The organism is Pseudomonas spirodelae (assembly GCF_034653255.1).
In the GTDB taxonomy this organism is placed as follows: domain Bacteria; phylum Pseudomonadota; class Gammaproteobacteria; order Pseudomonadales; family Pseudomonadaceae; genus Aquipseudomonas; species Aquipseudomonas spirodelae.
In genome coordinates this window covers 1-10,606 of record NZ_JAYEET010000031.1, presented here as the reverse complement: position 1 = coordinate 10,606, position 10,606 = coordinate 1, and the positions used below count along the sequence as shown (strand labels likewise).

Below are 10,606 nucleotides of genomic sequence, written 5' to 3'. Positions count from 1 at the left end.
CTATCGCCTGCAACACAGTAGCTTGGCGGCCCAGGCCAAGATCAAATCACGGGAGCGAAAGCGTAAGGGCGGCCAAGAACCGGAGGACGATGAGCCGTTCTGATTTCATGGCGACGACGGCCTGCTACATGGCTGCGTGTGGCAGGTCTTAAACAACTGAACTGGGCTAGCGAAGGAGTGGGGGCAACAGCAGCTGCGCTGGTAGACTTATCCACAGTTGCTGGTAACAAAATCAGCAATCCGCCCTGGGTCAAATTTCAATCGGCAGGGTGGGTCAATTTTCCATCAGCGCCAACACAAGGGTCTACCGGGGCGTTTTTACACACTCTGGGCCGGTTAGCGACGGTCTGACTTCGACCGTCGCTATACATGGTCAAACCTCGGTCTGCTCCGCCATTTCCAAGGCGTCATCGATCTCAATCCCGAGGTAACGGACAGTGCTATCTAGCTTCGTATGGCCGAGCAGCAGTTGAACCACCCGCAGGTTCTTGACTCAGACACTGGTTATTCGCCCAGTAGCTCTTTGGTGGGCGACCAAGTCTAGAAAAGACGGGGACTTTTTAGGGACTTCCAATTTGCAGATCGAAGCCGAACAATGATTACTAAGTCTCATTAGGGTGCAAGATCGTAATATGACAGTCAGATTGGAGTTCGCAACTCAGGATCCACAAGAGATTGAGTTGGCTAAACGGTACTGGGCAATGGATGAGGATGGGGTCTATCTCGAGCGTGTGGCCGACTTGCTGCCGTTTCGGGAGGTTAACCAGTCTGGCGCTTTAGCTAAGTATGTTCGCCAGTTCTGTCGAGCTTACGACGAGAACCAAGTCTGCCATGTGTGCAACGGTGAGATGCGGATCAGCGGTCGTAGCGAAGCCAAGAAATTTCCTCAGCGCTCCTCGCGCCCCTGTGGCAATTGTCAGGAGCTGCAACGCGAAGAGGAGGAAAAGCGAGTGGCTGCGAACAGAGCTGAGTTGGAAGCCCGGCTAACGCCCTATATCGCGAGAGCTCGGAATGAGGTGATTTGCTATGCCGATCTACCAGATGACTCGGTGCTCATCCTTCAAGCGATTGAAGCCTTGATAGGCCCTAGGCTATTAGCAGGCACATTTAGTCGGGGAGATTGCGCTGACCTGACGCCCATGGGGGCAGATGACTTTATCGATCGCTTGTATGGCCAGGGAGTGCTGGTTGACGATCCTTCAGCTGCGGACCCCAATGTCTATTACCTCCAAGACGGGCAGCTCTGGCACAAAAAGGCCTTTACGCGTTACTTCCTACCCCCAGACACTAACATGGGGCGCGGTGAGGAGGCATTCATTGTCCTGCGGGACCGAGAGTTTACCGACGTTGAGGCTTTGACTAACCTTTGGTTGGACTACTCCGCTGCTGACGTTATGCGCTACTTGCATTATCAGTGTTCGATGCATGGTCAAGACCTTAGCCCTGAGGCCATCGAGAAGATCGAAGGAGCAGTCCGTCATGGGTTGCGCAGGTACAGCGTCGCGCAGATGTGGTTCATCATGTGGAAGGTGTCCAAGGACGCAGCAGCTCTGGCCTCCCGCCCCTATTACAGCCGTGAAAGCGCGGCTGCGACGATTCCCACTAAGATCCGTAAGCAATTGGAAATCGCAGATCAAGGGAGCGTCCCTCGCAATGAGTGGACGCGCCCAGAGCCCCATATCTCCGGCTCGCTAGGCATGGTGTTCAATGCCTTATTCGGGCTAGATGAATACTCCAAGGGGGCAGATGTGCTTGAGCTGTTTGCCAGCTTGGGTAGCCAAGGACGCGAGGATATCGAGCTCTCTGAGTTGGCTGCTACGTTCATGAAGGTCACCTTATATGGTGAGAACTCGCTCCCAGCGCTGGAGGCCTTCGCCAATATGATCCGTGCAGGGCTGTCAACGGAGGATGCGCTGTTGGAGGCGATCAATCGCCACCCAGCCCTGTTCGAGTAATCCAAGCCTCATAATCAAGTTAGGCTTTTGTGTCGACTGGTACAGGCAGGTTGAATTACCCCAGTTTTGTAGACACCGCCAAGCCTCGTAGAGATGTCTTTCAGCTGGAAAGGCATCGGTTCACTTTTGGCCGGGAGTAGTCAGTCGCGACTGGCTGGAGTCGGCCAAAACGCGACCGCCCGAAGGTGTCTACTAATCAAGGGGCGATTCACTGCGTCATATGCTTGTATCGTAAAGTTGATCAGTCCACCTGCCCTGGAAGAGTTGCCATGATCCATCACTACACGACCGTGAATACCTTGGCTCTAATCCTGCGGTACCAAACTCTCAGGTTCACCAGGTTGGATCAATTTGATGATGTCACGGAAGGCCGTTCTATAGGGCACTTCCCGTTGGGAGCCAAAACCTTCGCAAGCTGTTGGTCAGCATCACAGCAGGAGAGCATTCCACAATGGGCGATGTACGGCGACGCGATGAAGGGTGTTCGAATCTCCCTTCGGCCAGATCCATTTATCTGGCATCCGATCGACATTCGGTGGCACGAGCAATTTCAATTCATTGACCTGCAGGCACCCTTCAGTGTGGAGGAGATGCTTTCTCCAAACATTACCCTCACACCTTACCCAGAGATGAGGGCGACTTTTGGACGAAGAGTGCACTACGTTCCAGATGTGGAAACAGCTATAGAGTCCCTCTACTCAGCACTAGCCCCCGATCACATAACGTTTTTTGGTGATCTGACTGAGATAGCTCACTTCAAGCCAAATTCCTGGGCATTCCAAGATGAGTATCGATTTGTGATCGCGGCGGCGCCCGGCCCGGAAACGCCTTATCAAGGAGACCCAGCCTCCTATATTCAGTCGAGGACAGAATGGAATCGCACTGGCGTCAACCTTCTTAGAGATATCCCTGGGCGTACTCATGTCGACATCAGGCTTGATCCCGATGCTCTGAGGTCTACGCAAATTTTGGTTGGGCCTTTAGCGCCAGCAGGTACGCTCGAAATCGTTGAGTCTCTGGTGTCGAGATTCGCCGAGGGGGCTACTGTAGGGCTCAGCAGTCTGAGTAATTCCATACGTCCAAGGTGAGCGAAAACGTTTAAACACAACAGATAGTGGTTTCGTGAAAAAATGGAGCAGCTCACTACGACCGATCCCGACTCCGTGCGTGCGCAGGTATCCGAACTCGTGGAGCAGGCAAAACGACTAGCTGTCCAATATCGGCAACTGACTGGAAAGCCGCTAGGCATCACTGGCGAGATTGCCGAATGTGAGGCTGCTGCGATCCTTGGTCTGGATCTACATGCAGCACGTACAGCTGGTTATGACGCCACAGAGACGAGAGATGGGAGCGCTGTCCGAGTGCAGATCAAAGGGCGCGTGATTGCCAATCCGAAGAAAATCACTGGCCGGGTAAGGACTGACGACGATGGACCTTCAGAGTGCTTTAGAGGCTGACATTCAAAGCCTAATCGTTCGAATAACCGCCCTCACTGTTAATTGGGCTAAGCGTCACGATATTTGGTATGACGCCTGCCATGTTGATCCGATAGCTCACTACGACGAAGAACCATTCCTTGGGGGCGCTCTGCTTCTGCTATGTGCAGAAGGAGGCGTCAACACCTTCCTAGAATGGGATTACGATGAGGCAAGGGAGCTAAATCAAGAGCTTGAAGCGGTTGGTGTTTACTTGGAGTGCCATGAGTCATGCACTTGGGGTTACTACTTCATTGATGATGAGAGTGACCTAGTTCATGCAGCGTACCAAGTAGCACGTTGGAAATGGATTTGCCGATTGGTTGAAGCTGACACTGCAGATGTCAGTGGTGATCTGTATAGATACTTCGCCGGCAACGCTCAAGATTTTCATCGGCTTGGACACCGCGAGTTCGAAACACTAATTAGCAGCATCTTTGCGGCGAGGGGGTGGAGAACTGAGCTTGGGCCAGGCTCTGCTGATGAAGGTGTAGACCTGCGAATCTGGCAACGTGACCCTATAGGTGATCTTCTTACTATCGTGCAAGTGAAGCGTTATTCAGCCAGTAACCCCATCAAGCTTGAGGCGGTTGCTGCTCTCTCCGCTCATGTAGATCGCTATAATGCAAACCGTGGCCTGTTTATCACCTCTTCACGCTACCTACCGGGAGTTCGTCGTTTTGCTGAACAGGCGGGCTCGAAGCTCATACTGGCAGACTCAAGAAACCTAGTTGAGTGGTGCAATCAGTCAGCGCAAGAAATGGTCATGGCCAGAAATCGAGCAATGGCTGCCCAAGAGATTTTGCCCCTCCTTCAAGAGATTCAAGCGCGAGGAACTGATCCTCGCTTAGTTGTTGGCGATCGGCACCATCCGAGCTTTTGCGTGGTGTTGCGGGAATCGCGTACGTCCGCATTGCTGGCCCACATTCCTAGCGTCCAATCTTCTGGGGACTTTCATGTCGGAAGAGTCATGCCCGTGTTGAACTGCGGTCCGGAAATATTTGCTCGCCGCGATACGGTGTTTCGAGCTACAAGGACAGACGAGCAAGGACAGGTAAGGTATTGGGGACAGAGAACACTTTTCTATGCTTGGGACGGTAGACCGGTCTATTTTGACCGGCTTGACTAAGTTAAACGGTGCAATTTTCGTAGCTTTTTTAGGCCGCTTTTGGCCGACTTGCGCCTGTCATTAGCAGCAGAGAACGGCAAAAAGCAGTCGCTGGTGATAAAGTGCAATCAGTCCAGAATCGACCTCAGACATTTCTACGGAACAGAGGTGCGATTTAAACTTTGGTCTAGATAAGGGAATATTACATGGATGCGCCCAGAGTTTTTGTTAGCCATGCGAGTGAAGATAAGGCTCGTTTCGTTATGTCGTTTGCTGAGCAACTAAGATCTAATGGAATAGACGCTTGGGTTGATACGTGGGAAATAAAGGTTGGTGACAGCCTCGTCAAAAAGATTTTTGATGAGGGGCTTGGTGCTGCTCGGGCAGTGATTATTGTTCTGTCGAGAAATAGCGTACATAAGCCCTGGGTTCGTGAAGAACTAGACCACGCTGTCGTGAGTAAAATCAGTGAAGGAACAAGGATTATTCCGTTAGTGCTAGACGATTGCGAGGTTCCTCAAGCACTGAAAGCCACTAAGTGGGTCAGCTTCAAAGATGAGTCTGCCTACGATGCATCGTTTGATGAAATCGTTGCGACCATATTTGGAGCGTCTGATAAGCCCCCGCTGGGCAAACCACCAGTTTATGTGTCTGCGTTCGGTGCTGGCGTAACCAGCCACAATAATATCGACAGCTTAGTGACGAGGCTCGCATGTGAGGCTGCATTGGAGAGCGGAAGCTCGTTGGTCGGTGCTGACGCATTTAAGAAAAATGGAGAGTTCGTAATTCCAGAGCCCCAACTCAGAGATTCACTGGAATACCTCAATGAATACGGAGCTATAAATTGGCAGCAAAGCCTTTCGGGGTCATTGAGTGGTGTGTCAGTCAGCGTTTCCGGGTTCGAGCTTTACGCAAGGGAGCATGTGCCCGGATATTCGGAGATTACTCGCTCAGTGATTTCTTTGATTGTGAACACTGATGCGCGCAGCAACAATGTCTTGCGGGAGAAGCAGAATGCTCCATCTTTTCTAATTGATCACATTATCAGGACACTGGAATGTAGTGGGAGTATTCGCGTGATTTGGTTTTTAGCCGGTAACTGCCAGATCGATCATGTTTCCGCCTCCTTACGACGCTCTTTGAGTTGATCCGTAATTAGGGGCCGACCACGCATTAATGCTGCTGGGTCGCGTCGTCGGTCACTAGAGCGGCAAGGATCGGCCAAATGCGGGCACTCAGGGAGAATGAATACGTCCCCCTCATCCCTGGCAACGCTGCAGCAACTAGAACGTCAACGGAATGATTCGCTAGGTACTGCCCAGGGGCACGTACTTTTTGGTACACAGTCAGAGGCAACCGGATACAATCGCTTGACTAATAAATACTCGCACACGAAAGCACTTCGGTTGGCAGTGTTCAATTGAAGCCATCACACTGGTGGCAGGAATGAAATATGCTCGATAAATTTCATGCTGTGCTTGCTAGCCGCATGCTTTTAAATATGCCATTGAAGATAACTTGGCAGATTGGTGATTCTTGGGTGACCTACGATGGCAGTCAATGGTTCATAGGCCCAGATTTACCTGTAACCACATCCGAGATTCAGTCAATGGTAGAGAACAGTGACGAGGAGCCCGTCTTACATGAATGGTCAAGTTTTGATTGACTCAGATGTAATCGTTCATTGATTAGTTGCCTGATGTCGATAGGGTCTGCAGTGTGCTCTAATTTTGCTTTCGAAAAATAGAGCAGTTGTAGCGAGTGCCGCCGCTGGATTAAATAGCAAAAATTTCTTTTAAGACCCTCATTATGAAATTAAATATTGCGCTTGCGTTTATTGTTGCTTCAATTTCAATGATGTCATTTGCGAGAGAGCCGTATTATGCAGAAGAACATTTTAACACCAGCACTGGAGAGCTTTATTGGAATTTAGGCTCCGAGATTAGAATAGATTTTATTTCGAAGTGTAAGGTTGTTAATTCTCCCCGCCTCTACAATAAATTTAACACTAGGTTCTACGAACTAATGGAGGCGATGGATTATTTTGAAATAATTTATGATCATGCAGTTGCAGGGCTTGACTGCGATAGTCGAGGATTATATTACACCTACCTACTTAGCCAAGATGGAAAGTTTCCGGAAAGTCACAATAAAGCCGTGGCTGTACAATTTGATGGCTCAACAGCTTTTATAAATGAGCAACATTGGTATACTTCAACCAGTGAAAGCTATGAGCCTATGCACGAAGCACTACAAAAAAATCAAAAAACTGCAATTATCCATGTCTATAGAGGTGGACTCGCAAAATTTGGCTTACTTGAAAACTCAAGCCCAGAGGCGAGCTACTTAATAGACTTATCAAATCTAGATGGCGCTGATAAATTAAGCAAGCCAGTAGCGATCGAAAAAATCAAAACACTAAACGATTCGCTGCACATTAAGTATCTAAAAATTATCGCCGTGAATTTGCTTTTAATTGCCTTTCTTGTAATTCCGTTGTTTTTTTACAAGAGAAAAATCCATCCGCGACTAGCTTTAAAAGCAAGCTCCACGCTTAAAAAGCTTAATAAAATCACCGCCTCTGTTTCAAGTTTTCCAATCAGAAATTCTCGGATAATTAAAAGTGAAAATATGAGGACTTATTCGGCGGCTGATGAATTATTAAAATGGGCCGAACTGAAAGAGAAGGGCTTGATAACCGAAGATGAGTTTAAATTAGCGCGTGATAAAATCATGAATTCATAGGATATCCCCCACCATTTTTAGAGTTCGCCAGAAGTAGAGGTCAGTCTGCAAAGAACGTCAGCGCCTCACTACACTGCTTTTGGTCGATTACCACCTGCTACTAGGGCCGAATTCAACCACGGAAAGCAATGCGGTCTTTAATTCATATGTCCCGATTAATCGATTTCATCGCAAGCCAAGTAATACCACCCAATAGGCCTGCAATCGCGCAGAATTGGTAAACCCCATCGTGAGTGATCAAGCCAAAAAGCGGGTTCGCATCGGAAAATGGCGAAAACGGCCTAATGTCATAGTGCATCAAACTGTCGAGAAAGACATGACTGAAGGTGCCGAAAAATGCACCCGCTATCACAGCGGCTCTCGACACCGGAAAAGCCTCAACCAGCCAAGGCATCCTGTAGTGTGTGACCTCTTTATTCCAATGTCTCACTAGGAAATTGCAAATGCCGGGAGCAACAAGCATGACAAGGAGAGCAATCGCCAGCGAAGCAACAAAGGTATGTGACGGGCCGTGAAGCACTTCTGCTCCCGTGAGCATCCCTATTCCAGGCTCAATATCCATTGCGATTTGAGCAATGCCGAAAGTAATCAGACTAAAGTGCTTGCTTAGTCCGGGTTTAACAACAAGAGCGGCGCCCAAGTGGAACGGTGTAAAGGGCATTTATATTCCTTTATTCTGATTAAGACTTAGATACCTGATGAACATGTGGGGAAGATTATGACTGAATCAATCATCCCAGGTTTTGTAGACATTAAATGACCGCTTTTGGCTGGACCGAGATGTTGCGCTCGACGGCACGTCACATCGCGAAGGCGGCAGGCATTGAGGAGATGACAGTCCGCCGACGCGCGGCGATGTTCATCCAGGATTGGGGTGGACTTGAGGCATTCGGGCCCTCTGGCATCAAAAGGCTTGAGACTCAGCTTCGCGTACTCGACATGCAGATCACTTACCTGAAGCCCCACGCCTACATTGCAATTGCCGCACTTCGCCACGTCGCGGGAGAACTGCGGCTGGCCGGCAAAGTGAAAGGCAGCTACATGACGACGCTGTTGGAACGTCTGGGCTGCCCGCTTCCGCCTCGACCGCTGACGCTCCCGCGAGGGCGTCCCGAGTGGATCCGAATGCCTCTGTTAAACCGAAGTGCGGGTTGGTCCGAGCGAGAACGGAAGTGGATTGACGAAGTCGACGGTGACGTTGCCCCCTTCCCAGCATACAGCCACGGCCAAGTCGTGGCCGAAGTATCCCGCTTCAAGATCCTCAAGCCACGGCTGTTGGAGCACCGCCTCTACCGGTTTAGAGCACCATCGGCAGAGATTGACAGTGAAGACTTCGACGACTGCTATGCCAGGCTGCCCATCGCTGTTTGGCTAGGCCAGTACGTCGCATTTGACAATGATCTGGCGCCAACGCTGGTAAGGAAAGTTGTTTTCTCAGTGGGCATGGGCTTTGACGCAGCGGCCTATTCGTTCGCTTTGTGCCCGAACTGGGTGAAGCGGCTTCGCTGGAGCGCGCATGACGAGGAGCCCAGCATCTTCCTCGACCCGAGCGGCGCTGTGGTCGCAAGGCTCTGCTGGTGGCGTGATGCCGGCCCGGTTGATATCGATGCGGAGTCCCTGTGGGGAGAGGGTTGCTACCTCGTCCTGACGTCATTAGGCATCGAACAGGTCACCACTGCCCGTGGGAAGCCGGACCTTGACATCAGCGTGTTCGCAAGCAGGCAGATCAAGCAACCGAGCAGCTACGGGGAGTCTCTCTTGAAGACGGCGAAGAACGATTACTCAATCTAAGCCATGCAGATTTAGTGGCGATGTCAAGCGAGAGGGGTCGTGCTGGCTTGAGCTGGCTGTCCCAGAGTGCTGCTTCCGGTCTGTGGCTAGCGTTCATAGTACCCTAACGATCGATCGCTCCCGCTGCGAAGCAGCCATCGGACTTTCCAAATCGAACTTCTGCTTTGGGTCGATTTGAGCCGATTACGACAGGCAGCTTTTGGCCCAGAGTGTGTAAAAACGCCCCGGTTAACCCTTGCTATGATTTCTGAAAATCTCATCGCAAGGGAAGCCCATGAAACGGTTTATCCAGGGTGAACACCGAGGTCAAAGCACCTTGCTTCCCGAAAGCCTCGATGACTACGTCAGCGATACCAATTCGGTTCGGGTAGTTGACGTTTTCGTCGATGAACTCGACCTGGCCAAGCTAGGTTTTGATGGTGTCATTCCAGCCGAAACCGGCAGACCTGCTTACCACCCTGCGATCCTGCTGAAGATCTACATCTACGGTTATCTAAACCGCATTCAATCAAGCCGACGCCTTGAGCGAGAAGCCCAGCGCAACGTCGAACTCATGTGGCTAACCGGGCGCTTGATGCCCGATTTCAAGACCATTGCCAACTTCCGAAAAGACAACAGCAAGGCCATTCGCGGCGTCTGCCGCCCGTTCGTTTTGCTCTGCCAGCAGTTGGGGTTGTTTGGCGAAAACCTGGTTGCCATCGACGGCAGCAAATTCAAGGCAGTGAACAACCGTGACCGCAATTTCACCAGCGCCAAACTGAAGCGGCGCATGGAAGAAATCGAGGCGAGTATCAGCCGTTATTTGGCCGAGCTCGATGCGGCTGATCGGCAGATTCCTAGCGCCTCTGCGCCTGACACTGCGAGCCTGGAAGAGAAAATAACCAAGCTCAAAGCGCAGATGAAAGAGCTTCAGGGGATCGAAACTCAGCTCAACGAATCGCCAGATAAACAGGTTTCGCTGACCGACCCGGATGCCCGCTCGATGATGACGCGCGGCAGCGGCATCGTCGGCTACAACGTACAGACGGCGGTCGATACACAGCACCACCTGATCGTTGCTCACGAGGTCACCAACAGCGGTTCAGACCGTGACCAACTCAGTTCAATGGCGAAGCAAGCTCGGGAAGCCATCGGCTCAGAAACGCTGTCCGTCGTGGCTGACCGAGGTTACTTCAAAGGTGAAGAAATACTGGCCTGTCACGACGCAAACATCACCGCATACGTGCCAAAGCCAATGACCTCCAGCGCTAAAGCAGAAGGTCGATTCAACAAAGATGCCTTCGTGTATGACGCGACGAAAAACGAATACACCTGCCCGGCGGGAGAGGCACTGATCTGGCGATTCTCTAGTGTTGAGAAAGGCATGAATATGCACTGTTACTGGAGTTCTAAGTGCCAGAGCTGTGCGCTGAAAACCCAGTGCACACCAAGCACAAATCGTCGAGTAAGGCGCTGGGAGCATGAAGCAGTGCTGGAGGAAATGCAGCGCCGGTTGAACCAAGCACCAGAGATGATGCGGGTTCGAAAACKGA

At 51.0% G+C, this 10,606-nt stretch carries 9 protein-coding genes and 1 pseudogene; 9 read left to right on the top strand and 1 reads right to left on the bottom strand.

Features of this window, described 5'->3' with window-relative positions; translation table 11 throughout:
• The 7 genes and pseudogenes from SOP97_RS09405 to SOP97_RS09370 all read left to right on the top strand — a co-directional run.
• A pseudogene (locus SOP97_RS09405) lies at positions 1-103 on the top strand (AAA family ATPase); the annotation flags it as partial.
• A gap of 529 nt (positions 104-632) precedes the next feature.
• Complete coding sequence (locus SOP97_RS09395) at positions 633-1,955, top strand: hypothetical protein (protein ID WP_322949046.1); 1,323 nt, start codon at positions 633-635, stop codon at positions 1,953-1,955.
• A gap of 269 nt (positions 1,956-2,224) precedes the next feature.
• Positions 2,225-3,043, top strand: a complete 819-nt coding sequence (locus SOP97_RS09390) for a hypothetical protein (protein WP_322949045.1) — start codon at positions 2,225-2,227, stop codon at positions 3,041-3,043.
• A 340-nt stretch (positions 3,044-3,383) separates the two neighbouring features.
• Positions 3,384-4,559 (top strand): restriction endonuclease, encoded by a 1,176-nt coding sequence (locus tag SOP97_RS09385; protein ID WP_322949044.1) that lies wholly within the window; start codon positions 3,384-3,386, stop codon positions 4,557-4,559.
• 185 nt (positions 4,560-4,744) lie between these two features.
• Positions 4,745-5,686: a toll/interleukin-1 receptor domain-containing protein gene (locus SOP97_RS09380; protein WP_322949043.1), complete on the top strand. Its 942-nt coding sequence runs from the start codon at positions 4,745-4,747 to the stop codon at positions 5,684-5,686.
• A gap of 305 nt (positions 5,687-5,991) precedes the next feature.
• Complete coding sequence (locus SOP97_RS09375) at positions 5,992-6,204, top strand: hypothetical protein (RefSeq protein WP_322949042.1); 213 nt, start codon at positions 5,992-5,994, stop codon at positions 6,202-6,204.
• Between the two features lie 143 nt (positions 6,205-6,347).
• On the top strand, positions 6,348-7,283 hold the full coding sequence (locus SOP97_RS09370; protein WP_322949041.1) for an SHOCT domain-containing protein: 936 nt from the start codon (positions 6,348-6,350) through the stop codon (positions 7,281-7,283).
• 142 nt (positions 7,284-7,425) lie between these two features.
• Here the strand turns inward: SOP97_RS09370 and SOP97_RS09365 are convergent, their stop codons facing one another.
• Positions 7,426-7,944, bottom strand: a complete 519-nt coding sequence (locus SOP97_RS09365) for a DUF4184 family protein (RefSeq protein WP_322949040.1) — start codon at positions 7,942-7,944, stop codon at positions 7,426-7,428.
• A gap of 95 nt (positions 7,945-8,039) precedes the next feature.
• Between SOP97_RS09365 and SOP97_RS09360 the strand changes: the two genes are divergently transcribed.
• Entirely contained in the window at positions 8,040-9,074 is a 1,035-nt protein-coding gene (locus tag SOP97_RS09360; RefSeq protein WP_322949039.1) for a hypothetical protein, read from the top strand.
• A gap of 274 nt (positions 9,075-9,348) precedes the next feature.
• Positions 9,349-10,606 (top strand): IS1182 family transposase (locus SOP97_RS09355; protein ID WP_322949038.1); only part of this gene is annotated, 1,258 nt, incomplete at its 3' end.

What these genes read in the sequence shown, in the direction of transcription:
- SOP97_RS09395 (WP_322949046.1), top strand. Translation starts at nt 633, where the DNA reads ATGACAGTCAGATTGGAGTTCGCAACTCAGGATCCACAAGAGATTGAG.
- SOP97_RS09390 (WP_322949045.1), top strand. Translation starts at nt 2,225, where the DNA reads ATGATCCATCACTACACGACCGTGAATACCTTGGCTCTAATCCTGCGG.
- SOP97_RS09385 (WP_322949044.1), top strand. Translation starts at nt 3,384, where the DNA reads ATGGACCTTCAGAGTGCTTTAGAGGCTGACATTCAAAGCCTAATCGTT.
- SOP97_RS09380 (WP_322949043.1), top strand. Translation starts at nt 4,745, where the DNA reads ATGGATGCGCCCAGAGTTTTTGTTAGCCATGCGAGTGAAGATAAGGCT.
- SOP97_RS09375 (WP_322949042.1), top strand. Translation starts at nt 5,992, where the DNA reads ATGCTCGATAAATTTCATGCTGTGCTTGCTAGCCGCATGCTTTTAAAT.
- SOP97_RS09370 (WP_322949041.1), top strand. Translation starts at nt 6,348, where the DNA reads ATGAAATTAAATATTGCGCTTGCGTTTATTGTTGCTTCAATTTCAATG.
- SOP97_RS09365 (WP_322949040.1), bottom strand. Translation starts at nt 7,944, where the DNA reads ATGCCCTTTACACCGTTCCACTTGGGCGCCGCTCTTGTTGTTAAACCC.
- SOP97_RS09360 (WP_322949039.1), top strand. Translation starts at nt 8,040, where the DNA reads ATGACCGCTTTTGGCTGGACCGAGATGTTGCGCTCGACGGCACGTCAC.